Below are 22449 nucleotides of genomic sequence, written 5' to 3'. Positions count from 1 at the left end.
CGTTCGCGCGGTTCTAACCGCCGCGCTGCATGGCCATCCGCCGGGCGATTGCCAGCCCAAGGAGCGGCAATCCGACGGTGAGGAAGATCATCACGGTGCCGAGCGCATTGATCTCCGGTGAGATCGAATTGCGCAGCATGGCGAAGATCTGGGTCGGCACGGTTTCCACCCCGCCCGGCTTCCAGAAGAGCGTGCCGGTGATGTCGTCGAAGCTGATGGTGAAGGCGAAGAGCATGCCGGCGAAGACGGCCGGGGCCAGCAACGGCAGGGTGATCTGGAAAAAGGCCTGAACCGGGCTGGCGCCGAGGCTGAGGGCGGCTTCCTCGTAGTCCCTGCGAATGCCGACCAGCCGCGCCTGCACAACCAGGATGACAAAGGGCAACGTGAAGATGACGTGGCCCATCAGCAGCAGGAAGAAGCTCTTGTTGATGGCGAGGAAATTCAGGAACAGCAGCAGCGCGACCGCGAGCACCACCTCGGGCACCAGGATCGGCGCGATCAGGAGCGTGGAGATGAGGTTGCGGCCGGGCACCTCGTAGCGCACCAGCGCGAGGCTGGCGAGAACGCCGAGGGTCGTGGAGATCACCGCCGTCAGCGCACCGAGCACGATCGAGGTCTGGAAAGCGCGCAGGATCGCCTCGTTTTGGGCGAGTTCGACGAACCAGCGGAAGGAGAAGCCGGTCATCGGGAAGCTGCCGAACTGGCTGGCGTTGAAGCTCAGGAGCACGACCACGGCCACCGGCAGGAACATGAACAGGTAGACGAGCAGCGTGTAGATGCGGATCAGGTTCCAGCCCATCAGCCCAGCCCCTTCATCAGTTGCGCCATGCCGAGATAATGGTTGTAGATCAGCACCAGCGCGCCGAGCACGGCGAGCAGCATCAGCGACAGGGCGGAACCGAGCGGCCAGTTGAGCTGGGTGATGATCGCCTCGAAGACGAGATTTGCGAACATGGCGTCCGTCGGACCGCCGAGGACGAGCGGGGTGATATAGGTGCCCGCGCTCAGGACAAAGCAGAGCAGACCGCCGGCGGCAAGGCCCGGCAGGGACAGCGGCAGGGTCACCTCCCGGAAGGCCTGCCAGCGGGTCGAACCGAGCGAACAGGCGGCGTCTTCCAGCGAGATGTCGATGCCTTCGAGCGCGACATAGACATTCAGCACCATGAAGGGCAGCAGGAAATGCACCAGGCCGAGGATCACGGTCGGTTCGTTATAGAGCATCTGGACCGGCTCATCGACGATGCCAAGGTTCAGGAGCAGCCAGTTGACCGCGCCGGAAACGCCCAGGATGTTGATCCAGGACATGGTGCGGATGATGTAGCTGATCCAGAAGGGCAGCATCAAAAGCAGAAGCAGAAGCGCCTTGTTGCTGCGGGCGCGGGCAATGAAATAGGCCGCCGGGTAACCCATGACCGCGCAGGCAATCGTCGTGATCGCGGCGATCCGGAGCGTGCTCAGGAGGATGTCCCGATAGAAGGGATCGGTGAGCGCCTCGTTCCAGTTGTCGAAATAGAAACCCGCCTGGTCGGCGCCCGTCGCGGTGCGCAGCCAGAAGGAATAGACTACGATGAACATGAGCGGCACGAACAGCAGCAACCCCACCGCCGTCAACGCAGGCGACAGCAGAATCCAGGGTTGTCGTCGCTCCCGTGCCTCGACGCTCATCCGTTCATCCCACCTGATCCCCTGTCAAAATTGCTTGACTTCAGCGTTGCAGGCGGCACTTCATTGATCAAATAGATATTCAAAATTCTGACTATAGATTGAAACTATGACCGAGGAATTGCGCCCCATCCAGGCCGAACGTCTCGCCCGGGAGCTGGACTGGAACCTCTTGAGGACCTTCATCGTGCTGGCCCAGTCGGGCAGCGTGACACGGGCGGCCGACCGGCTGCGGCTGAAACAGCCGACGGTCTCCAGTGCCTTGAAACGGCTGGAAGACCGGCTCGGCCGCAAGCTGATCCACCGCAAGCCGGGTCAGTTCGAGCTGACCGAGGCCGGCACGCTTCTCCTCAAGGAGGCGGTCGAGATCCAGGGGTCCATCCTCAGGCTCGGCACCCTGATGCGCGATGTCACCGACGAGGTCCGCGGCCATGTCGAGATTGCCATGGCCAGTCACGTGGTCAGTCCGCTGTTCGACGACACGTTGCGGGAGTTCCACGAGTGCCATCCGGCGGCGACGCTCTCGATCAATGTCTCGGCCAGCAAGAACGCCCTGGAGGCCGTAACCTCGCGCCGGGCCTCGCTTGCCGTCTGCCTGGTCCGCGACCGCAATCCGAAGCTGGAATATCTGCGTCTCTTCCGCGAGTTCTTCGGCCTGTTCTGCGGCCCGCCTCACGCGCTTTTCGGCAAGAGCGATCTGACCAAGACGGATCTCGCCGGCCAGTCCGCCGTCAGTTTCGTCACCGACCGCCTGGAAGACGCTCTCAGGCCCGTGACGCTGATGCGCGCCGAAGCGGATCTGGAGGACCGGGTCGTCGGAACGTCTGCCAACCTGGAGGAAGTCCGGCGCATGATCATCGCCGGCCTCGGTGTCGGTCCCCTGCCCGTCCACGTGGTCAAGCGGGATATAGCCGAAGGCCTGCTCTGGCAGCTGCCGCCTTATGACGCCCTGCCCCAGATCGACGTGCATGTGGTCTGGAACCCCAAGGCCAAGCTCAACCGGGCCGAAAAGGCGCTCCTGGAGATGCTGCTGGAAAAGATCCGGCAAACGCCGATCGAGGAAAGGACGTATCGGTGAGCCCGCGACAGCGCGATGTCAGCCCTTGCTGAGCTCCGCATACTCGGCATAATCGCGATAAAGCGGCCGGAAGGCGAGCTTCATGCCGGTCCGCTCCGCAAGACCTTGCAATTCCATCTGCAGCTCCGCGCGCGGCGACACATGGAATGACGCCAGCCACGTGAACAACAGCTTGCGGAACCAGCCGGGCAGGCCTTTCTGCTGGCCGAAATCGACCACGTGGATGCGGCCGCCGTCCTTGAGACGAGCCGCGCCGGCGGCGAGCGCCTCGCGCCAGATCGGGATCATCGACAGCGTATAGGAATAGAAAACCCGGTCGAAGGCGGGAACGCCGAGGCCTTCGGTTGCCGCCGGGTTGGCGGCATCGCCTTCGATCAGGGTGATCCGCTCGGAAAGCCCCGCCTTGTCGATGTTCTTCTGCGCCGTTTCCAGCATGTGCCGTGATATGTCGAGGCCGTAAAAGCGAACCTCCGGATAGCGTTTGGCGGCGGCAATCAGATTGCGGCCGGTGCCGCAGCCTAGCTCCAGCACCACGCCCCCTGACGGTGGCCGCAGCTCCTCGATCAACAGATCCCGGCCGAGCAGGTAGTATTTGCGGGTCAGGTCGTAGAAGTGGCGCTGGTGGCGATAGACGGCGTCCATCAGCCGGGCTGTTTCGACAGCTTCGCTCATCGTTGGGTCCGTCCGTGCCGTGTTCGCTTGATCAGCCTTTGAAGACATAGAGGTGGAAGCCGCCATAGATGGATGAGCGGTCCTGCCGGCCGAGCTCCAGGCTTTCTTCTTCCTCGTAGGTCCAGCGGTCCAGGATCTCGTCGGCGACGCGGCCAGGCAGCAGGGTCGGCTCGGCGGCCGTGCGGAAGATGACCCTTGCGCCCGGACGCGCTGTCCGGGTGATCTCGCTCCACAGCGCGTTCAGCTGGTGGTCGGTCATCCAGTCCTGGGCATCGAGCAGCACATAGGCATCGAGCGTGTCGTCGGCGACCGACTGCAGATGCTCGGTGAAGTTCCGGTTGAGCACGCGGACGCGGCCGGCGCGCTCGCGGATGTCTTCAAAATGGTCGCGCTTCAGATAGGGTGGCAGCGGTCCGGATTCACCGGTGGAACCGGCCGAGCCCGGCGCGTAGCCGCGGCCGAAGGCCTGCCAGGCAAAATAATTGTCCTGCATGGAGAAATCGCAGGCGAGTTTTTTCAGCCGCTGACGCAGGACGGCCGACATGTCGCCTTCCGCGCTGGCCGAGACCAGCGCGTCATATTGTGCCGGCGGGATGCCGAGGCCGTAGAGCGACATTTTCTTCGAGGTTGCCCACCGGACCAGGCGCTTGTCGAACAGCGGCGCCAGCGCCGTGTCGAAGAAGCTGCGCTGCTCTTCCAGAGACTTGGTCTTGACCATGTGTTTCGGATCGATGCCGTAGAGCTTTGCCACCAGGTGGCCGACACCGATGCAATAGCCCAGAAGACCGTGATGATAGAGATCGCGGGAGAACAGGGTTATGCGCTTTCGGCCCCAGTTGGCCAGATCACGGCCTTCCCAGTAGGCGTGCGTTTCCGGGTCGAGATTGTCTTTCAGGAAACGCTCATAGGCGGCGACATTGGCCTTCTCATCCGCCTCGCCGAAGAAGCGGTAGAAGGTCTCGTAATTCGGAAAGTGCTTGGCTGCCGCAAGCTTCAGCCGGCCCAGGGCGACATGGGCCCGGTTCAGGTCAACGGCAGTGATTTCGGCCGGATTGGCCGTCAGATAGGACATGACGTTGCAGCCACCGGAGGCAATGGTGATCATCCGGCTTTGCGGCGTCAGGCGCAGGGCCCTCATGTCGACATCCGGATCTTCCCAGATCTGCGGATAGACAAGGCCCTTGAAGGCGAAGGTGAACAGGCGCTCCAGAATGCCCTCGCGGGACGCGGCTTCGGACCGGTGGACCGCGTTCTTGAGCCGTTTCTTTGAAGCCGTGAGCGTGCTCTGCGCCATGTCTTTCTCCCGAGTCACCTGCGCGAATAAACTGCCTTCCGATACGTGAGAGACACGACAGTTTGGTGACGCTTTCGGCGTTTTGCGCGCTTGTCCGGGTAAGAAGGCGATCCGTGAGCCGGAAAACGAAAGCCCCGCCGGAGCGGGCCCGCTCAAGAACTTACACTGACGTCGTCATCCCGGGCGCAGCGAAGCGGAGACCCGGGATCGGGGAGCCGAGGTCTGTCGAAAGACAAGGAGCAATTTAACGGCGCTCGCGGCTCCCCGGTCCCGGCTCGCGCTCCGCTTGGCCGGGATGACTGTGGAGAGGTGGTCCTGATGAAAACAAAAAACCCCCGCTGGAGCGGGGGTTTTTGATCTTGATTGATGGACCGGAAAAATCAGCGGGTGATCACAACGAAGTCCGTGCCGAGGCCGGTGTTGCGCTTGAAGCTGCGGTCGGTGATCGTCAGCGAGGTGCCCGGTGTCAGCATTTTGGAGAGCTCCAGAGCCACCTTTTCCGGCATCTCGACCCGATCGAGCACGTCCATCGGAGCCCCGCCGCGCTCGCCTTCGGCCGAAACGGCGATCCAGTCGACGGCCTTGTCGCCCTGCTTGAAATCCTGCGCCGTGAAGACATGCGTGCCGATTTCACGGTCCAGGTCTTTGATGGTGACCGGAGCGGAATAGATGTCACGGAACTTGCGGCGGACACGCAGCGTGGCGTTTTGCGGCTTTTCATAACCGGCTTCGGCATAGAGGCGAGCTTCAACCGTGTTGGTGATCATGCCGGTGATCGGCAGTTCGGCGCCTTCCTGATAGAGGCTGATTGCCGCACGGGTCTTGCGCCCGGCGACACCGTCGACCGGGCCGGCATCATAACCCAGCTGGTTGAGCAGGCGCTGCAGCACCATGATCTTGTTCGGCGCGGCCTGCGGCGTGATGATCATGCGCAGCGGCCGGTCGAAATGCGGGTTCTCCGGCAGGACCGCCGACACACTGGCCTGGAGCGGTGTTTCCTGGATCGCCCCGCGCAGAGCCGGGTCCGCTGCGATGGTCTCGCTGGAAAGGCTCGCGACCGTTGTTTCCGGCAGATAGGGCTGCGGCAACACGGTGTGGCGGACGGCGACCGGCTTGGCGACGTCGTTCGTCACCACAACATGCATGCCCCGTTCGGTCATGCTGTAAAGCGACTTGGCGAACGGCCGCGGCAGGCGGATGCAGCCATGCGAGGCCGGGTAGCCCGGCAGCTTGCCGACATGCAGCGCGACGCCGGACCAGGTCAGCCGCTGCATGAACGGCATCGGCGCATCGTCATAGAGATTGGAGAAGTGCTTGCGCTTTTTTTCCAGAATGGAAAACACGCCGGTCGGTGTGCTGTGACCGCGCTTGCCGGAGGAAATCGGCGAGGTCTCGATCAGCTCGGTGCCGCGATAAACCTGAATTTGCTGTTCCCCAAGCGACACCAACATATGAAGCGGTGCTTCCTGGGCCGGACTTTCCGAAGTGTCCGGCGCATTGTCGCGCGCAGTGGCACCCGACACCATTGAGACCGAAAGCATGGCGGCGGCAGCCAGGCCTGTGACAGCCCGGGCGCGCCTGTTGCGGCCATTATTCATTCCTGACAACATCCCTGAGCTCCCCAACGCATAACCCATAAAGCTCTACTCAAACTCTAAGCGAGACCTGTGTAGATCGGGTTAGGAAACACGGTTACTCATTGGTTTCCTTCACCCTTTCCCCTGCGTCATCGCACATTAGCCAGCTTTCGGCTGTTATTCACATCACAAATTGTACGGTCCAACCGGGTTTCGTGAGCGTTTCAGCGCTTCAAGCCGTCCTGGAACAGGACCGCTTCGCCGCGTGAGGGCGTTGCCAGTTCGCCTTCCCACATCACGCGCTGACCGCGCACCATGGTGCCGACCGGCCAGCCGGTGACTTCCTTGCCGTCATAGGGCGTCCAGCCGCATTTGGAGGCGATCCACTCGTTGCGGATGGTCTCCTTGCGCTTGAGATCGACAACGGTGAAGTCGGCATCATAGCCAACGGCGATCCGGCCCTTGCGCGCGGTCTGGAACAGGCGCGCCGGTCCGGCGCTGGTCATGTCGACGAAGCGCGCCAGGCTGAGCCGGCCTGCATTGACGTGGTCCAGCATGATCGGCACCAGCGTCTGAACACCGGTCATGCCGGAAGGCGAGGCCGGATAGGGCTTCTGCTTTTCTTCCAGGAGATGCGGCGCGTGGTCGGAGCCGAAAATGTCCAGAATACCCTGGCTCAGGCCCCACCACAGACGCTCGGAATGGCGTGGTGCGCGCACCGGCGGATTCATCTGCACCAAAGTGCCGAGGCGATGGTAGGCCTCGTCCGTCAGCGTCAGGTGATGCGGGGTCACCTCGATGGAGGCAACATCCTTGTGGTCGATCAGGAAGTCGACCTCTTCGGCCGTCGACAGGTGCAGGATATGGATCTTGGCACCGGTCTCGCGGGCGATCGACACCAGCCGCCGGGTGCAGGTGAGCGCCGCGATCTCGTCGCGCCAGACCGGGTGGGAACTCGGATCGCCTTCGACGCGCTCGCCCTGGCGCTCGCGCAGGCGGAACTCGTCCTCGGAATGGAACGCGGCCCGGCGGCGGGTGACGGACAGAATGTCCCGGACACCCTGGTCGTCCTCGACCAGGAGGTCGCCGGTGGACGAGCCCATGAACACCTTGATGCCGGCGGCGGCCGGCAGGCGCTCCAGCTCGGGGATGTCCTTGACGTTGTCGCGGGTGCCACCGACCCAGAAGGCAAAATCGCAGTGCATGCGGTGATGACCGCGCTTGACCTTGTCGGCGAGCGCCGCTTCGGACGTGGTCAGAGGATTGGTGTTCGGCATTTCAAAAACGGCTGTCACACCGCCCATCACCGCGGCGCGAGAACCCGATTCCAGGTCTTCCTTGTGATCAAGCCCCGGTTCGCGGAAATGCACCTGTGTGTCCATGACGCCCGGCAGGACATGCAGCCCCGTGCAGTCGATCATTTCACCGGCCTGGGAGGCATCGAAGGAGCCGATCCCGGCTATGCGGCCATACCGGATTGCGACATCGCGTTGCCCCTCCCCGTCCTGATTGACCACGGTTCCGCCTTTCAGGATCAGGTCATAGGTCGCGCTCATGGGGCTTCTCCACTCGGGTTGAGACAGGGCTCGAGATAAGGGACAGATCAATTCGCCCGCGCTTATACGCGGCCCGGCGGCAAAGGGCCAGATGGTGCGGAACAGATTCCGGTCCTTGCCCCTGTTCCCCAAAGAGCCTATGTGGCGGTTAAGAAAATCTGGCCGATCCACTCAGCTTTCAAGGAGCGCCCCGTGCCGTTACCGACCTTTGCCCATTTGAGCGACCGCGCGCTGATCCGTGTCGGCGGCCCGGAGGCCCAGCACTTTCTGCAGAACCTGGTGACGGCGGATATCGACGGCCTGGAACCGGCTGGCGCCCGCGCCGGGGCGCTGCTGACACCTCAGGGCAAGATCCTGTTCGACTTCCTCGTCTACCGGATGGGCGACGGCTATCTTCTGGACACGCCCGCCGAAACCGCGCCGGAGTTCCTGAAGCGGCTGACCTTCTACCGGCTGCGGGCAAAGGTGGAGCTGGAGCTTCTCGGCGACGACACAGGCGTGATTGCCGTTTGGGCTGGCGGTGCCGATGTTCCGGATACGCTGGTGAGCGTTGAGGACCCGCGTCTGGCCGCGCTCGGCCGGCGCCTGGCCGGGTCTGTCGCAGCACTGTCGCAGGCCCTCGGCGGCGCGGATGCCGGCCTTGATGCCTACCATGCCCACCGGATCCGGCTCGGTGTGCCGGAAGGCCTGAGGGACTTCGACTATTCCGACATCTTTCCACACGATGCCGATCTGGATCAGCTTGGCGGGGTCTCCTTCACCAAGGGCTGTTATGTCGGCCAGGAAGTGGTCTCGCGGGTTCAGCATCGCGGCACGGCGCGCAAGCGTTTCCTGCAAGTTGAGAGCGCATCGGCCCTGCCCGGCAGGGGCAGCGAGATCATCTCCGGCGGCAAATCCGTCGGCGTGCTTGGGTCTTCCGCGACCATCGCCGAGCGCTCCTTTGGACTTGCGCTGGTTCGCCTTGACAAGGTCGCCCAAGCCAAGGACAACGGCAGCCTTCTTGAATGCGGTGACGCGGAGATTCTGGTCAAACTGCCCGATTGGGCGGGTTTTTCCTGGCCGGAGCCGGACACCGCGGAGTGAAAACGCGAATTGAGCCGAGGCCCGATGTCCGCCGCCCGTCCCGATCAGCCGCCCCGCGCCTGGCAGCGCATGTTGTCCGGAAGACGCCTGAACCTTCTCGATCCCTCGCCGCTTGACGTCGAGATCTCGGACATCGCTCACGGGCTTGCCCGTGTGGCCCGCTGGAACGGCCAGACCTTCGGCAATCACGCCTTTTCGGTCGCCGAACACTCTCTTGTGGTGGAAGACATCGCGCTGATGCTGAAACCGGACCTGCCGCCGCACTGGCGGCTGGCGGTATTGCTGCATGATGCCCCGGAATATGTCATCGGCGACATGATCTCGCCGTTCAAGGCGGTGATCGGCGAGGCCTACAAGGGTGTGGAAGCGCGCCTTCAAGGCGCCATTCATCTCCGCTTCGGCCTGCCGGCGCAAATCCCACAGACCGTCAAGAAACTGGCGAAGCGCGCCGACATCATCTGCGCCTATTTCGAGGCTGTCGAACTCGCCGGTTTCGACGATGACGAAGCCGGCAAGATCTTCGGAAAACCGCGTGGCTTTCCGCTCGATGAAGAGGGCAAACTGCGTTACGGCCTGGAGCCGCTGCCGGTGAAGATTGCCCAGGAGAAGTTCATGGAGCGCTTCGAGGTGATCGAGGCGCTGCGCGAAGCTGGGAACAAACCGAAAAGCCGCCCCGCAAACGGGTGACGTTTCGGGCGAATAACCCTAGTTTACTGGCAGATACAATAACCGGTTCTGTCATGCTGCACGTCTGTTCCCTCGCCAAACTGCCCGAAACGGTCGCCGCGACCGGCGCGAAATCCGTGGTCACCTTGATCAACGCGGAAATGCCCGTGCCGACACCGGCCGGTATCGCACCCGAACGGCATCTCAATCTGTCCTTCAACGACATCGTCGTTCCGGTGGAAGGAATGACCCCCGCCAGCGAACAGCATGTCGAGGCGTTCCTGGCGTTCATCCGGGACTGGGACCGGCAGGAGCCGCTGGTGATCCACTGCTGGGCCGGCATCAGCCGCTCGACAGCCGGGGCCTATGTCGCCGCTTGCGCCCTCAATCCGCAATCCGATGAATACAAGTTGGCCGCCCTCTTGCGCGAGCGCTCGCCTTCGGCAACGCCCAATGCCCGGATCGTCGCCATGGCTGACAAGATGCTCGGCCGGGACGGCCGCATGATCGACGCCATTCGCGGCATCGGCCGCGGTGCCAATGCCTTTGAAGGCACCCCCTTCATCATGCCGATCGACGCCTAACCGACGGAGCCTTCATGCCGCACCGGCAAGCCAGTATCGAAATCGGGTTGAATGCGGTCATCGTGTCCGTTGCCGACGGCTTGCCCCAGATTGTGCATGTGAATGACAGCGGCGGCGACGCACTTGACAGTCTGCCCTTCGGCCCGTTCGACCCGATCCGGCACCGCACCTTTGAAATCGGCCTCAGAGACTGGGTGGAAGACCAGACCGCACTCAGGCTCGGTTACGTGGAACAGCTCTATACGTTTGGAGACCGGGGTCGGCACCGCGTGTCGGGAGACGAAGGTCCTCACGTCGTCTCCGTCGGCTATCTGGCGCTGACCCGGCAGACGGCGGATTCGGAGGACATGCTGGCGCGGCACAAATCCGCCTGGCGGTCCTGGTACGACTATTTCCCCTGGGAGGATTGGCGCACCGGCCGTCCGGAGCTTCTCGACAGGGATCTTCTGCCTGCGCTGGACGGCTGGGCCAAGGAACCGCCCCAGGCCGGCGAACCGCCCCGTCCCCTCGGCCGCCAGGAGCGTATCCGGCTGGCCTTCGGAACGGAGGCCACCTCCTGGGACGAAGAACGGGCGCTGGAGCGCTATGAACTTCTTTATGAAGCCGGTCTCGTCGCCGAGGCCCGGACGGATGGGCGCCGGGCGGCTCTGAATCGCGACAGCCTGCCTGCCCTCGGCGTTCCGATGCGGTTCGACCATCGCCGGGTGCTGGCGACGGCAATCTCGCGCCTGCGCGGCAAACTGAAATACCGGCCGGTGATCTTCGAGCTGATGCCGGAGACCTTCACGCTGACGGAGCTGCAGACCTCCGTCGAAGCCATTTCCGGTCGTCATCTGCACAAGCAGAATTTCCGCCGACTGGTTGAAAATGCCGATCTGGTCGAACCGACCGGCGCGACCTCCACCGCCACCGGCGGACGCCCGGCGGCCCTGTTCCGATTCCGTCACCAGCTGATGAGCGAACGGCCGGCGCCGGGCCTCAGGGTCGGCGGCCGCTGACACCATTCCCCTTGTAACTTCTTCGTATAATTAACCATAAGTGCCGTAATTGAAGCCGGTTGCGGCAGGTTTTTCCGCGATTTCCTTTCTTATTAACGCTCTTTCAAGGTTAAGCGCACATCTTCAATTCCGGTGTTGCCGTTTACACGGCGTTCACTCTGATCTTCCCGCGTTCCTGGGAAGATGTGTACCGAGTTGGAGTTGGCTGCGTATGTCTGGCCCTAAGTCCCGCAACAGGAAGCGGTTTTCTTCAAAAGTGACTCAGGAATACGGCCCGGTCCGCGCGCGCATGCGCCGGCTCAAATACGTTCTTGTTGCCTGTCCCCTCGCCTGGCTCGGCCTCGGCGGCACAATTGGCAATCAGGATATTGTCGCCCTCATCAATGCGCGCTCGCACGAGACGCCGCGCTGGATGATGTCGCTTGAGCCCGCCAATTACACCACGAAATTGACACCCAAACTGGCGCTCGGCTCGACGCCCGTGCCCGATCCCACCGTGGCCCCGGTCCTGACACTGACCTCCGCGGACAAGAATTTCGAAGCCCGGCCTGTGACCGGCCTGGAGGACGTCGCCCGCAACTCCCGGCCGACCGAGCTGCCCGACAAGATCGAGACCAACGTCTCAGCAAAAGCCGACCGGCTGATCACCATGGCCCCTGACCGTCAGATGGTCGACCGTGCCGCCGGCAATCTCTACGCCATGTCCAGCCTGATCTCGACGGAGAAAAAACACGAGGACCTGCCTCGCGTTGCCTTCGTCAAGGCTCAGCCGCTCGATGCCAAGGAAACTTCCCGCCTGGCCAAGGCCGGCCAGGACGGCTTGCTGGAAGACGGGCCTCTCGACCTGCAGAAGGTGATGATGGCCCGCAACGCGGCCGCCGCCAGTTTTTCTCTGGTTTCCGCTTATGCGCCCAACAGCGTCAAGGAGACCAAGGAACCGTTCGATGCCCTGTTCGGCGCGGCCAAATACGAGCAGGACATGCCGCCGCCCGAAGACCCGGAAAACCCGCATTGGTGGGCCCAGGTGCCGTTGCCGCTCTCCGTCGGCTCCCAGAAGGAGCAGCGTTGCCTGGCCGAGGCGATCTATTTTGAGGCGCGCGGCGAAAGCGAAGAGGGCCAGGTGGCTGTTGCCCAGGTGGTTCTGAACCGCGTCAAGAACCCGGCCTATCCGGGCTCGATCTGCGGCGTCGTCTACCAGAACAAGCACAAGCGCAACCGCTGCCAGTTCTCCTTTGCCTGTGACGGCATCAAGGACCGGATCTCAAGCCCGGCGGCCTGGAAAACAGCGCAGCGGCTGGCCAGGGAAGTGCTTGACGGCAAGCGCTATTCCAAGATGGTTGACGCTTCGACCCATTACCACGCGACCTATGTCAATCCGCGGTGGGCGAAGGCGATGGCCAAGCGTGGCCAGGTCGGGCTGCACATTTTCTACAAGACCTATGCCGGCGGCTGGAACTGATCCATCTGCCTTCCGCCCGGTTCAATCGTTTGTCCGGAAGACATTGGTGACCACGTAGGTCGCCAGCAGGATCAGGTGAAAGCCGAACAGGGCGGCCACCTGCAGCGGTGAGGTCTGCGAAAATTCCAAGAGTTCACTCAGCACATGGATCGACGAGATGATGATGATCGTCGACACGATCCTGTGTTTCATGCGCCGGTAGGCCTTTTCACCCTGCTGAATATAGTCGTCCCCGTGCACTGATTTCTTGAGCAGGAAGGTGTTGTAGGTGTTGGTCGCGACCATGATCAAGAGGTTGGCGATGAACACCATGTCGAGCAGGTTGAGGATCAGCAGAATGGTCTTCTTGCGGTCCAGAAACTCGAACGTCTGGATCGCGTCGTAAATGTCGATGAAAAATGTGATGAGAAACAGCACCATCGCGACGGCAAGACCGATCAGCATCGGGATCTGCGCATAGCGCGTCAACCGAATGACGATGTCCGATGTCTGCGGCTTGCCCTGGTCGGCTTGCGGCTCGTTCATGTCACTGCTCCGAAATTGCTTTTTCCAGAGCTAACACGCGAGCCGAAATCAAGCCAACCGAAACCAGCCGCAGGAACGTCCAGCAACACGGAAGTCTGCGGCTCACGCCGTTTCAAACACATCCTTGTATTGCTCGCGCAGAATGTTCTTCTGGACCTTACCCATGGTGTTGCGCGGCAGGCTGTCGATCAGGATGAGTTTTCTGGGATGCTTGAACCGGGCCAGTGAGGACCCGGCGACTTCCAGAATCCTGTCCAGATCCGGTGCTGTCGGCGCGTCCGGCACAACGAGCCCCAGCACGGTCTCGCCGAAATCCGCATGCGGCACGCCGATCACGGCACTTTCCCGGACACCCGGCAGGGCGTCCAGAACCAGTTCAATCTCCTTGGGATAGATGTTGTAGCCGCCGGAGATGATCAGGTCCTTGTTGCGGCCGACGATGTGGACATAACCGTCCGCGTCGATCTTGCCGAGATCGCCGGTGATGAAAAAGCCGTCCGCGCGCAGTTCCGCCGCGGTCTTGTCCGGCATCTGCCAATAGCCCTTGAAGACATTCGGTCCACGCACCTCGATCTGACCGACGGTTTCCGCCGGCAGCGTTGCCCCCGTTTCCGGATCGGTGATCTTCAGGTCCACGCCCGGCAGCGGAAAGCCGACCGTCCCGGCCCGGCGCTCGCCGTCGTAAGGGTTGGAGGTGTTCATGTTGGTTTCGGTCATGCCGTAGCGCTCAAGAATCCGGTGGCCGGTGCGGGCCTCGAACTCCTTGTGCGTGTCGGCAAGCAGCGGCGCGCTGCCGGAGATGAAGAGGCGCATGCCCCGGGTCAGCTCGGCGGTGAACCTGTTGTCAGAGAGAAGCCTTGTGTAGAATGTCGGCACGCCCATCATGGCGGTTGCCTTCGGCATCAACTCGATCATGGCATCCTGTTCGAATTTCGGCAGGAACAGCATCGCGCCGCCGGCCATCAGCGACACGTTGGTGGCCACAAACAGCCCGTGCGTGTGGAAGATCGGCAGGGCGTGCAGCAGCACATCCCTGTCGGTAAACCGCCACAGCTCCGCCAGTGTTGCAGAGTTGGAAAGCAGGTTCGCCTGGGTCAGCATCGCGCCCTTGGAACGGCCCGTTGTTCCCGATGTGTAGAGGAAGGCAGCGAGATCGTCTTCCGAGCGATCCACTGTCGGGAACTGCGGCGGCATCTGTTTGGCGCGATCGGTAAGCGATCCGGTTTCATCAGCGTTCAACGTCTCGATCCGCGCACCCAACCGTGCAGCGACAGGCGCCAGGGAGGATTCGCTGGCGGCGTCGCAGACCACGATCCTGGCACCGCTGTTCTCGATGAAATAGCTCAGTTCGTCGACCGTATAGGCTGTGTTGAGCGGCAGAAAGACAATGCCAGCCTGGGCACAGGCGCAATAAAGCGCCAGGGCACTTGCGGATTTCTGCACCTGCGCCGCCAGGCGGTCACCCGGTTTCAGGTCTGCTTCTGTCAGCACATGGGCAATCTGCGCCGACGTCTCCAAGAAGGCGGCGTGGCTGAGGCTTGTCCCGTCCCGGAAAATCAGGAACGGTGTGTCCTTGCCGGCATGTTTGCCGAAAAGTTGGTCGTAAAGGGGGTTGCTCATCGGTCAGGCTCCCACGGCAAGAGCGTCTTCAGGGACGGCCGCGGCAAGCGACCGGATTTCGGGGGAAGCAGCAATGTCCCGGCTGGACGCGAAACGCTCGTGGTTCTGCGTCACTTTTTTCAGGTCATAGAGATAGTTGACCATCACGCCGGCCGATTGCTTCTGCCCCTTCGCGGACAGATCCGCGCCGGCATGGACCTGGTGCACCAGCGCTCCGTTGCCGAGATGGAACCGGGCAACCGGGTCGAGCGGCAGGCCGTCCTTGCGTTTGGCGGTCATAAGGTAACGGGCGGCGAGCCGGCGCATCCGCTCATCATCTTCCGGGTCATAACCAATGCCTTCGGCCTCGAGCCATTTCGTCAGGCCCGGGATCGGCGACAGGGTGACAAAGGTCTTCAGGCCCGGCAATTCGAGCGCGAGATCGGCCGCCACCTGCTTGATCAGGGAATTGCCGAAGGAAATGCCTGCAAGTCCCGCCTGGCAGTTGGAGATCGAATAGAAGACAGCCGTATCGGCAGCCTCCCCTTCGATCACGGACCGGTCTTCCGCCAGAAGGTGCTGGACGGAACCGGGGATCCCCTTCGTCAAGGCGACCTCGACAAAGATCAGTGGCTCGTCCGGCATCACCGGATGCAGGAAGGCAAAGCAGCGACGGTCTTTCGGTTCCAGACGCCGCCTCAGGTCGTCCCAGCTGTCGATCGCGTGCACGGCCTCATAGGCGATGATCTTTTCAAGAAGCTGCGCCGGGCTTTCCCAGTTGATCGGCCGCAGCACCAGAAAGCCGCGATTAAACCAGCTGGCAAACAGGTGCCGGAAATCGAGATCGAGTGCCTGAAGCGCATCGTCCCCCCGGGAGAGGCGCAGCAGATCCTCGCGCATGCGCACCAGAAGCCGTGTCGCGTCGGGGACCTGGTTGAGGCGTCGGATCAGCTCCTGCCGCGGCGGTTCCACCGCTTCCATAAAGGCCCGGTAGCTGGCCTTGGACTGGCCCTTGTCATAGAGCTCGAGCGCGGCGCGCACGTCCGATGCCGACACGGCCAGACCGGTGGCCAGGAACCGGAAGAAGTCCCGTTTCTCCGCGTCCACCATGACCTCGTAGCGGCTCAGGATCTGACGGGCCATGGTGACCCCGGACACCTCGCCGGTCGCCCCGATCAGGTCGGAGACCAGTGTTTCCATGGGCCGGTCATCCGGCTTCTCCGTGCCCCAGGGGCGGTACCTGCGCTCAAAGACGGTGCTGAGAATGTCCGCCAGAAACATCACAGTCTTTCTCCCATGACGAAGTCCGGCAGCCAGGTGGCCAGTTCCGGGAAGAGACAAAGAAGCAGGATTGCCACGAACATGCAGGCAACGAAGGGCAGCGAGCCTTTCAGGATTGTCTGCAGGGAAATGTCCGGCGCTATGCCGTTGATCACATAGAGGTTCAGCCCGACCGGCGGCGAGATCAGCCCGATTTCCATGTTGATGGTCAGCACCACCGCGAACCAGATCGGATCGAAACCGGCCGTGGTGATGATCGGCAGCAGGATCGGCGCGGCCATCAGGATGACGGCAACCGGCGGCAGGAAAAACCCCGCAATCAGCAGGAATACATTCACCGCCGCCATCAGCACCCATCGGTTCACATCGAGCGTGCCGATCCATTCGGCGATTGCCTGGGTGATGAACAGCGACGACAGCATGTAGGAAAACACTCCGGCAGCCGCGATGATGAACAGGATCATCACGCTTTCCTTGGTGCTGTCCCGCAGGACCACCCAGAGCGAGGCGGGGTTCCAGAGCTTGTAGATGACGATGGCGATCAAGAGGCAGAGGAGAGCACCGACCGCCGCCGTCTCGGACGGCGTCGCGATGCCGCCATACATGGCGTAAAGCACGCCCAGGATGATTGCCAGGAACGGCAGCACCCGGGGCAGGATCTCGAATTTTTCCGCCCAGGTATAGCTGCCCGCGCTGAGCACGCTGGCATTGCCGCTCTTCCAGGTCGAATAAAGCGACCAGGCCATGAACAGGCCCATCAGCATGAAGCCCGGAACGACGCCCGCCAGGAACAGCCGCCCGATCGAGGTCTCGGTCGAGATGCCGTAGACGATCATGGTGACCGAGGGCGGGATCAGGATGCCGAGCGTGCCGCCGGCGGCGATCGAGCCGGCGGCGACCCCGTCCGGATAACCGCGCTTGCGCATTTCGGGAATGCCCATCTTGCCGATGGCGGCGCAGGTCGCCGGCGAGGATCCGGACATGGCCGCGAACAATGCACAGGCGCCGAGATTGGAGACGACCAGCCCGCCGGGCACGCGAGTCAGCCAGCGTTCGAGCGCCTCATAAAGATCCGCGCCCGCGCGTGTCGAGGCGATCGAGGCGCCCATGATGATAAACATCGGGATCGACAGAAGCGCGAAATTGTCGAGCTTGCCGAACAGGATTTCCGGCATCAGCTCCAGGGAGCGGGCGCCATCGAACATGATCAGGAAGCCGGCTGAGACAATCAGCAGCCCGATGGCGACCGAGACGCCGGAGAACAGCACCAGGATGGTGGCAACGGCCACCAGAAGACCGAGAAGAAGCGGATCCATTACGCGTCCTCCAGGCCGAAGGGTTTGTCGACACCGATCAGGACAGCAATCAGATCGGCGACTAGCTGCAGCAGGAGCAGGCCGAAGCCGACAGGGATCGACAGATAGGGGATCCAGAGCCGAACGCCCCAGACCGTGTCGGAGGTCCAGCCGCGCGAAAAGGCGAAATGCCAGTATTCGTAGCCGTAATAGAGCATCACCGCGATGATCGCGATTGAGGCCGACAGGGTGACGACGGCCAGGAGCCAGCGGGCGCGCGGCGGCAGCGACAGGGGAAAGAGGTCGACATTCACATGGCCGCGCAGGCGTTGCACGTAAGGCAAGCCGACCAGCGTTGCCGCGATGACCAGATAGATCACTGCCTCGGTCTGCCAGATGGTGGATTCATTCAAGACAAACCGGACGAAAATCATCTGGCAGGTGATCGCAACCGCGATGACGATCATGGCTGCGGCGCACCAGCCCGCCACCGTGGAGATCGCTGCGACGATGCGCAAAAAGGGATTGTTACCGGCATGCGCAACGGCAGCCGAACTGTGGCCCGCCATGGGTCACTCCTTGGAAAACCTGGGAAAGAAAATCGGGGTGGCGCTGCGCCACCCCGGTCTCAGATTGTCACTCGACCGACAGTGCCAGATCGAGCAGTTTCTGACCGTCCGGCGTTTCCTCGACAAACGCCTTGTAGGAGGTTTCCTTGGCCAATGCCCGCCAGGCGTCAAAGTCCGCGGCGCTCATTTCGGCGATCTCGACACCGTTCTCACGGAAGACTTCGGCGGAGGCCGCATCTTCCTTCTTGGCTTCTTCCAGATAGTAGGCCTCGGCCTTGGCGGCTCCAGCCAGCAGGGCCTTCTGCTGCGCCTCGTTCAGGCCTTCGAAGGCGGTCTTGTTCATCAGGAGCGGCTGGTACATGAACCAGAGCGCGTATTCGCCGGCGGGCGTATAGCACGAGACCTGCTCGTAGATACGGTAGCTGACGAAGGACGAAGACGACGTGTTGGCGGCATCCAGCACGCCGGACTGCATTGCGTTGTAGATTTCGGACGACGCCATCGAGGCGATGGAGGCCCCTGCTCCGGCCAGCATCTGCTCGAATGCCTTGCCAGCAGCACGGGTCTGTAGACCTTCCATGTCGTCCGGCGAGGTGATGCACTTGTTCTTGCCGGCAAAACCGCCGGCCAGATAACCGTGCACCAGCACCATGACGTCGTCGCCAGCCATGATTTCCTCAATGGCTTCCATGAACGGGCTCTCGTTCATGCGGGCGGCGTGGTCGTGGTTCTTCACCAGGCCCGGCATCAGCGTCAGATTGTAGGCCGGCTGCTGACCGCCGGCATAGCTGAGCGGCAACACGGTCATGTCCAGCAGACCACGGGTCAGCGGCTTGTATTGCTCTCGCGGCTTCAACAAGGATTTTGAGGGAAAGATCTTGATGTCGAGATCGACATCGGCGGCAGCAACTTCGTCTGCGACGATCTGAGCAACCTTGTGGCGGACATCGCCGGTGGACCATTGGTGCGACAGGCGCAGTTCGGTGGCGCCCGCGGTCATCGTGCCGGCCAGCAGCAGCGCCGCGGCAGCGGAAACGGATTGTTTGATGTTCATTATTTCCTCCCTGGAAAGCCCGGCAAGGGGCCGGAGCCTGATCTTACCCTCAGGTTATGTTTTTCTGTCAAGCATTTTTGTATACAAGAATGAAAATATTGCGCGCAAAATACCCGTGTGCTAAAGCCGAAACATGGAAAGAAAACGCTCCGACCGCATTGCGGATGACCTTGAGGGACTGATTTTCGACGGCACGTTCGCCGACGGCGACAGGCTGGACGAGGTCCAGCTGGCGAGCCGGTTTTCCGTGTCGCGAACGCCGGTTCGCGAAGCGCTTCAACGGCTTGCCCAATCCGGCCTGGTCGAGCAGATCCCGCGCAGAGGCGTGTTCGTGCGCCAGCCCGGACCAGTGGAGCTGATCGAGATGTTCGAAGTGATGGCCGAGCTGGAGGCTGTCAGCGCGCGGCTGGCCGCCTCCCGCATTTCCGACAAGGCGCTGGCCAATCTCCATGCCGCCAACGAGCGCTGCAAGCTTGCGGTCGAGGCGCAGGACACGGATGGCTACTATCGCGAGAACGAACAGTTCCACGCGATCCTTTACCGTCAGTCGGGCAACGGTTTTCTGGAACAGGAATGCCTCAGGCTGCAGCGCCGTTTGCAGCCGTTCCGGCGGGTGCAGCTGCGCGTGCGCGGGCGGATGAAGCAGTCAATGTCCGAGCACGAGGCCATTGTCGCGGCCGTCCAGGCGGGCGACGGTGACAAAGCCGCGGAAGCCATTCGCCAGCATGTGTCCGTTCAAGGCGAAAAATTCCATCATCTGATGGCCAGCCTCAAGCCCGCCGCGGAATAATTGGCGCCGGCAGAAAGCTGCCTGGCTTCACGCCTCGGGTTTGACCGCCACCAGCGCGAACCGGCCCTCTGCGCTCTGGCGCAGGCGGTCCGCGAGACCATGGCCACGCATGCCCCTGCCATAGAGCGGGCGCACCGGCAGCTGGCCGTCAATGTCAAAGCCGGCGGCCTGCAGATCGAGCGCGAGCCGCCCTGCATCGAGACCCTCGCCATAGGGCAGCGCGTTCAAGATGGCCTCATGGCGCACCCTGTCTCCCTGCTTTGCTTGCGCGCCGGCCAGCCGGTCCGCGAGCCAGTTTCTGAAACGCTGGTACAGGGACCTGGGAGCCCGGAAATTGCCGTCAACAACAAGAAGGCGGCCACCGGGCTTGAGCACGCGAAACCATTCGCTGTAGGCGGACTGCGGATTGGTCAGGGTCCAGGCGAGATGACGCGTGATCGCAAAATCAAAGCGGCTGTCGTCGATCTGGATCATGGCCTCCGCATCGCTCAGGACCGGCCGCCAGTCCCGGCCCGCCAGTTTTTCCCGGGCGAGCCCAAGCATGGTCTCCGAGAAATCCAGCCCCGTGACACTGGCCCCCAAGCTGGTCAGAACGCGGCTGATTTCACCTGTGCCGCAGGCGATATCGAGCACCTGCCAGCCTGTCAGGTCCCCTCCCGGCCGCAGCGCGCAGGCGGACCGGACCAGGCGTTGCCATTCGGGCAGGCCGTGGCGGTCCTCGATCCTGTGAGAGGCGGATTGATCAAAAGTGGCGGCCCGTCCGGACCAGTAGTCGCAAATCTCGTCCTTGAGTGAAAAGTTGGACGCGGGCTGAGCCGCTCCGGCAATATTGAGTGTCATGGGTGGTGGTCCAGTGTGGCGTCGACAAAAAAGGACCCGCGCCGGGTCGTTTCCAGGGTTGTCGTCACGCGGTAGGTTTCACCGATGGCGTCAAGTCCGAGCACCTCTTCGGGCCTGCCGTCGGCCAGGATCCGGCCCTGGTTGATCAGGACCAACCGGTCGCAGAATTTGGCGGCAAGGTTGAGATCGTGCAGCGCGGCCATGACGATGGTGCCGCGCGCCTTCATCTGGCTTCGGATCGAACCAAGAATGGACAGCTGATGATGCAGATCAAGCGCGCTGGTCGGCTCGTCGAGCAGCACCATGCGCGGTGCGCGCACCAGGGTCTGGGCGACCGCCACCATCTGGGCCTGACCGCCGGAAAGGTCCGAAATGCCCCGGTCAGCGAGATGGGACAGACGCAGAGACGCGAGCGTCGCCGACACCTGGGTGAGATTGTCTTCCCGGACCCGCCAGCCCGATGTCTGTTTCAGCGCCAGCAGAACGCTTTCGAAAACGGTCAGGAGCGCGTTGCAACCATAGGCCTGGGGCATGTAGGCAATTGCCCGCGCCCGGTCCCGCCGAGAGAGATGAGCGAGTGAACGGTCGCCCAACCTCACCTCGCCAGCGAGCGGTCTGATCAAACCGGCGATGGTCTTGAACAGGGTCGACTTGCCGGCGGCGTTCGGGCCGATCACGCCGACAAAGGAGCCTGGCTCAATCGCCGGAACGGAAATATTCCGCAAGATCGCCTTGCGGCCATAGCCGGCGGTGAGGTCCTGGATATCGAGCGTCATGACAGCTTCTCCCGCCGTGTCGTCAGGATGATCGAAATGAACACCGGCACGCCGATCAGGGCAGTGATGATGCCGATCGGGTAGATGACGCCCGGTGTGATCGATTTGGAGATGATCGAGGTCAGCGACAGAACAAGGGCGCCCACGAGCGCCGACAGCGGCAGGAAGAAGCGCTGGTCCTCGCCGACCAGAAGCCGGGCGATATGCGGGCCGACCAGTCCGACAAACCCGACAGCGCCGACGAAGGAAACGGCCGTCGCGGCAAGCAGGGAAATGGAAATCAGCATCTCGATGCGCAGCCGGGCGACGTCGACACCCATGCTTTCAGCTGTTGCCTCACCCATGCGCAGGGCCGTCATCGACCAGGTGCGCATCAGGCCGAAGGGGATGGCAAGGCAGAGGAGCGCCGCGCCCAGACCGATCTTCTCCCAGCTGGCGCGGCTGAGCGAGCCCATCATCCAGAAGACGATCCGGGCGAGCTGGTCCTCGCTCGCCATATATTGCATCAGCGACAGAAGCGCGGAGAAGGTGAAGAAGATCGCGATGCCGAACAGGATCATCGTTTCCGAGCCGACACCCTTCAGCCGCGTCGCAAGCAGAATGATTGCGCAGGTGCCGAGCGCGAACAGAAAGGAATTCAGGGTTACCAGCAGACCGCCTACGGCCGGGATGATCGAAATGCCGAGAACGATCGCCAGCGCGGCGCCGAAACTGGCGGCCGCCGAGACGCCAAGCGTAAACGGTTCGGCCAGCGGGTTGTTGAGAATGGTCTGCATTTGCGCCCCGGCGGTGGCCAGCATGGCACCGACGAGAACGGCCGTCAGCGCGACCGGGATGCGGTAGTCCCAGACAATGACTTTCAACCGGGCGCCATGGACAAACGGGTCGGCCAGGACTTGCGCCACGGTCTGCAGCGAATAGCCGCCCGGTCCCGTCGCGCAATCGACGACAAAGCTCAGCAGCAGCAGACAACTTGCGCAAACAAGCAGGGTCAGGCGGCGCAGGGTTCGGCTGGCGTAACCGGACTGGAGCGTGCCCGCGGTCAACTCACTCATAGATAAACCAATCGGAAACAGGAAAGACCGCGCGGC

The 22449-nt window shown here is 62.5% G+C and carries 22 protein-coding genes; 7 read left to right on the top strand and 15 right to left on the bottom strand.

Translation table 11 applies throughout. The annotated features are described in order from the left end of the window. Nucleotides 1–13: 13 nt before the first annotated feature. Both M0H32_RS01600 and M0H32_RS01595 read right to left on the bottom strand, forming a co-directional pair. Nucleotides 14–799 (bottom strand): ABC transporter permease, encoded by a 786-nt coding sequence (locus tag M0H32_RS01600; protein WP_248149874.1) that lies wholly within the window; start codon nt 797–799, stop codon nt 14–16. Then, the gene (locus M0H32_RS01595) at nt 799–1665 is read right to left on the bottom strand and encodes an ABC transporter permease (protein ID WP_248149871.1); all 867 of its coding nucleotides are present in this window, start codon (nt 1663–1665) and stop codon (nt 799–801) included. The genes M0H32_RS01600 and M0H32_RS01595 overlap by 1 nt, the downstream gene beginning before the upstream one ends. A 106-nt stretch (nt 1666–1771) precedes the next feature. On the opposite strand from M0H32_RS01595, the gene M0H32_RS01590 reads away from it, so the two are divergent. After that, the gene (locus M0H32_RS01590) at nt 1772–2740 is read left to right on the top strand and encodes a LysR family transcriptional regulator (protein ID WP_248149869.1); all 969 of its coding nucleotides are present in this window, start codon (nt 1772–1774) and stop codon (nt 2738–2740) included. A gap of 18 nt (nt 2741–2758) precedes the next feature. On the opposite strand, the gene M0H32_RS01585 is transcribed toward M0H32_RS01590, so the two are convergent. From M0H32_RS01585 to M0H32_RS01570, 4 genes are all read right to left on the bottom strand, one after another. Further along, the gene (locus M0H32_RS01585) at nt 2759–3412 is read right to left on the bottom strand and encodes a class I SAM-dependent methyltransferase (protein ID WP_248149866.1); all 654 of its coding nucleotides are present in this window, start codon (nt 3410–3412) and stop codon (nt 2759–2761) included. A 31-nt stretch (nt 3413–3443) separates the two neighbouring features. Continuing rightward, on the bottom strand, nt 3444–4706 hold the full coding sequence (locus tag M0H32_RS01580) for a BtaA family protein (protein WP_248149863.1): 1263 nt from the start codon (nt 4704–4706) through the stop codon (nt 3444–3446). A 380-nt stretch (nt 4707–5086) separates the two neighbouring features. After that, nucleotides 5087–6304, bottom strand: a complete 1218-nt coding sequence (locus tag M0H32_RS01575; protein WP_248149861.1) for a L,D-transpeptidase — start codon at nt 6302–6304, stop codon at nt 5087–5089. A gap of 203 nt (nt 6305–6507) precedes the next feature. Then, complete coding sequence (locus M0H32_RS01570) at nt 6508–7839, bottom strand: dihydroorotase (protein WP_248149859.1); 1332 nt, start codon at nt 7837–7839, stop codon at nt 6508–6510. A 192-nt stretch (nt 7840–8031) separates the two neighbouring features. Between M0H32_RS01570 and ygfZ the strand changes: the two genes are divergently transcribed. The 5 genes from ygfZ to M0H32_RS01545 all read left to right on the top strand — a co-directional run bounded on the left by ygfZ (nt 8032) and on the right by M0H32_RS01545 (nt 12629). Further along, complete coding sequence (gene ygfZ / locus M0H32_RS01565) at nt 8032–8922, top strand: CAF17-like 4Fe-4S cluster assembly/insertion protein YgfZ (RefSeq protein ID WP_248149858.1); 891 nt, start codon at nt 8032–8034, stop codon at nt 8920–8922. A gap of 24 nt (nt 8923–8946) precedes the next feature. Beyond that, nucleotides 8947–9609, top strand: a complete 663-nt coding sequence (locus tag M0H32_RS01560) for a YfbR-like 5'-deoxynucleotidase (RefSeq protein WP_248149856.1) — start codon at nt 8947–8949, stop codon at nt 9607–9609. 53 nt (nt 9610–9662) lie between these two features. Then, on the top strand, nt 9663–10172 hold the full coding sequence (locus tag M0H32_RS01555) for a tyrosine phosphatase family protein (RefSeq protein WP_248149854.1): 510 nt from the start codon (nt 9663–9665) through the stop codon (nt 10170–10172). Nucleotides 10173–10186: 14 nt separating this feature from the next. Further along, on the top strand, nt 10187–11170 hold the full coding sequence (locus M0H32_RS01550) for an NUDIX hydrolase (RefSeq protein ID WP_248149852.1): 984 nt from the start codon (nt 10187–10189) through the stop codon (nt 11168–11170). Between the two features lie 211 nt (nt 11171–11381). Next, nucleotides 11382–12629: a cell wall hydrolase gene (locus M0H32_RS01545; RefSeq protein WP_248149850.1), complete on the top strand. Its 1248-nt coding sequence runs from the start codon at nt 11382–11384 to the stop codon at nt 12627–12629. A gap of 21 nt (nt 12630–12650) precedes the next feature. Here M0H32_RS01545 and M0H32_RS01540 read toward each other — a convergent pair whose 3' ends face one another. The 6 genes from M0H32_RS01540 to dctP all read right to left on the bottom strand — a co-directional run bounded on the left by M0H32_RS01540 (nt 12651) and on the right by dctP (nt 18952). Further along, nucleotides 12651–13154 carry a YqhA family protein gene (locus M0H32_RS01540; protein ID WP_248149847.1) on the bottom strand — a complete coding sequence of 168 codons (504 nt, stop codon included), beginning with the start codon at nt 13152–13154 and terminating at the stop codon, nt 12651–12653. Nucleotides 13155–13256: 102 nt separating this feature from the next. Then, nucleotides 13257–14774: a malonate--CoA ligase gene (locus M0H32_RS01535; protein WP_248149844.1), complete on the bottom strand. Its 1518-nt coding sequence runs from the start codon at nt 14772–14774 to the stop codon at nt 13257–13259. A 3-nt stretch (nt 14775–14777) separates the two neighbouring features. Continuing rightward, the gene (locus tag M0H32_RS01530; RefSeq protein ID WP_282449081.1) at nt 14778–16034 is read right to left on the bottom strand and encodes a malonyl-CoA decarboxylase; all 1257 of its coding nucleotides are present in this window, start codon (nt 16032–16034) and stop codon (nt 14778–14780) included. Then, the gene (locus tag M0H32_RS01525; RefSeq protein WP_248149838.1) at nt 16034–17350 is read right to left on the bottom strand and encodes a TRAP transporter large permease; all 1317 of its coding nucleotides are present in this window, start codon (nt 17348–17350) and stop codon (nt 16034–16036) included. The genes M0H32_RS01530 and M0H32_RS01525 overlap by 1 nt, the downstream gene beginning before the upstream one ends. Continuing rightward, entirely contained in the window at nt 17350–17898 is a 549-nt protein-coding gene (locus M0H32_RS01520) for a TRAP transporter small permease (RefSeq protein ID WP_248149836.1), read from the bottom strand. Before M0H32_RS01520 ends, M0H32_RS01525 begins: the two co-directional genes overlap by 1 nt. A 67-nt stretch (nt 17899–17965) precedes the next feature. Beyond that, a complete protein-coding gene (gene dctP, locus M0H32_RS01515) occupies nt 17966–18952 on the bottom strand; it encodes a TRAP transporter substrate-binding protein DctP (protein ID WP_248149834.1) in 987 nt (328 codons plus the stop codon). Between the two features lie 133 nt (nt 18953–19085). Here dctP and M0H32_RS01510 point away from each other — a divergent pair, with 133 nt between their 5' ends. Beyond that, the gene (locus tag M0H32_RS01510) at nt 19086–19742 is read left to right on the top strand and encodes a GntR family transcriptional regulator (protein ID WP_248149832.1); all 657 of its coding nucleotides are present in this window, start codon (nt 19086–19088) and stop codon (nt 19740–19742) included. Nucleotides 19743–19769: 27 nt separating this feature from the next. On the opposite strand, the gene M0H32_RS01505 is transcribed toward M0H32_RS01510, so the two are convergent. From M0H32_RS01505 to M0H32_RS01495, 3 genes are read right to left on the bottom strand one after another with little or no spacing between them, the layout of a single operon-like run. Beyond that, a complete protein-coding gene (locus M0H32_RS01505; protein WP_248149829.1) occupies nt 19770–20582 on the bottom strand; it encodes a class I SAM-dependent methyltransferase in 813 nt (270 codons plus the stop codon). Further along, on the bottom strand, nt 20579–21358 hold the full coding sequence (locus M0H32_RS01500; RefSeq protein WP_248149826.1) for an ABC transporter ATP-binding protein: 780 nt from the start codon (nt 21356–21358) through the stop codon (nt 20579–20581). Before M0H32_RS01500 ends, M0H32_RS01505 begins: the two co-directional genes overlap by 4 nt. Continuing rightward, on the bottom strand, nt 21355–22413 hold the full coding sequence (locus tag M0H32_RS01495) for a FecCD family ABC transporter permease (RefSeq protein WP_248149823.1): 1059 nt from the start codon (nt 22411–22413) through the stop codon (nt 21355–21357). The genes M0H32_RS01500 and M0H32_RS01495 overlap by 4 nt, the downstream gene beginning before the upstream one ends. Between the last annotated feature and the right edge of the window lie 36 nt (nt 22414–22449).

Source organism: Roseibium sediminicola (assembly GCF_023156505.1).
In the GTDB taxonomy this organism is placed as follows: Bacteria; Pseudomonadota; Alphaproteobacteria; order Rhizobiales; family Stappiaceae; genus Roseibium; species Roseibium sediminicola.
This window is presented reverse-complemented; position numbering and strand designations above follow the sequence as displayed.

Coding starts and splice junctions, on each gene's coding strand:
- M0H32_RS01600 (WP_248149874.1), bottom strand. CDS start 799: ATGGGCTGGAACCTGATCCGCATCTACACGCTGCTCGTCTACCTGTTC.
- M0H32_RS01595 (WP_248149871.1), bottom strand. CDS start 1,665: ATGAGCGTCGAGGCACGGGAGCGACGACAACCCTGGATTCTGCTGTCG.
- M0H32_RS01590 (WP_248149869.1), top strand. CDS start 1,772: ATGACCGAGGAATTGCGCCCCATCCAGGCCGAACGTCTCGCCCGGGAG.
- M0H32_RS01585 (WP_248149866.1), bottom strand. CDS start 3,412: ATGAGCGAAGCTGTCGAAACAGCCCGGCTGATGGACGCCGTCTATCGC.
- M0H32_RS01580 (WP_248149863.1), bottom strand. CDS start 4,706: ATGGCGCAGAGCACGCTCACGGCTTCAAAGAAACGGCTCAAGAACGCG.
- M0H32_RS01575 (WP_248149861.1), bottom strand. CDS start 6,304: ATGAATAATGGCCGCAACAGGCGCGCCCGGGCTGTCACAGGCCTGGCT.
- M0H32_RS01570 (WP_248149859.1), bottom strand. CDS start 7,839: ATGAGCGCGACCTATGACCTGATCCTGAAAGGCGGAACCGTGGTCAAT.
- M0H32_RS01560 (WP_248149856.1), top strand. CDS start 8,947: ATGTCCGCCGCCCGTCCCGATCAGCCGCCCCGCGCCTGGCAGCGCATG.
- M0H32_RS01555 (WP_248149854.1), top strand. CDS start 9,663: ATGCTGCACGTCTGTTCCCTCGCCAAACTGCCCGAAACGGTCGCCGCG.
- M0H32_RS01550 (WP_248149852.1), top strand. CDS start 10,187: ATGCCGCACCGGCAAGCCAGTATCGAAATCGGGTTGAATGCGGTCATC.
- M0H32_RS01545 (WP_248149850.1), top strand. CDS start 11,382: ATGTCTGGCCCTAAGTCCCGCAACAGGAAGCGGTTTTCTTCAAAAGTG.
- M0H32_RS01540 (WP_248149847.1), bottom strand. CDS start 13,154: ATGAACGAGCCGCAAGCCGACCAGGGCAAGCCGCAGACATCGGACATC.
- M0H32_RS01535 (WP_248149844.1), bottom strand. CDS start 14,774: ATGAGCAACCCCCTTTACGACCAACTTTTCGGCAAACATGCCGGCAAG.
- M0H32_RS01530 (WP_282449081.1), bottom strand. CDS start 16,034: ATGTTTCTGGCGGACATTCTCAGCACCGTCTTTGAGCGCAGGTACCGC.
- M0H32_RS01525 (WP_248149838.1), bottom strand. CDS start 17,350: ATGGATCCGCTTCTTCTCGGTCTTCTGGTGGCCGTTGCCACCATCCTG.
- M0H32_RS01520 (WP_248149836.1), bottom strand. CDS start 17,898: ATGGCGGGCCACAGTTCGGCTGCCGTTGCGCATGCCGGTAACAATCCC.
- dctP (WP_248149834.1), bottom strand. CDS start 18,952: ATGAACATCAAACAATCCGTTTCCGCTGCCGCGGCGCTGCTGCTGGCC.
- M0H32_RS01510 (WP_248149832.1), top strand. CDS start 19,086: ATGGAAAGAAAACGCTCCGACCGCATTGCGGATGACCTTGAGGGACTG.
- M0H32_RS01505 (WP_248149829.1), bottom strand. CDS start 20,582: ATGACACTCAATATTGCCGGAGCGGCTCAGCCCGCGTCCAACTTTTCA.
- M0H32_RS01500 (WP_248149826.1), bottom strand. CDS start 21,358: ATGACGCTCGATATCCAGGACCTCACCGCCGGCTATGGCCGCAAGGCG.
- M0H32_RS01495 (WP_248149823.1), bottom strand. CDS start 22,413: ATGAGTGAGTTGACCGCGGGCACGCTCCAGTCCGGTTACGCCAGCCGA.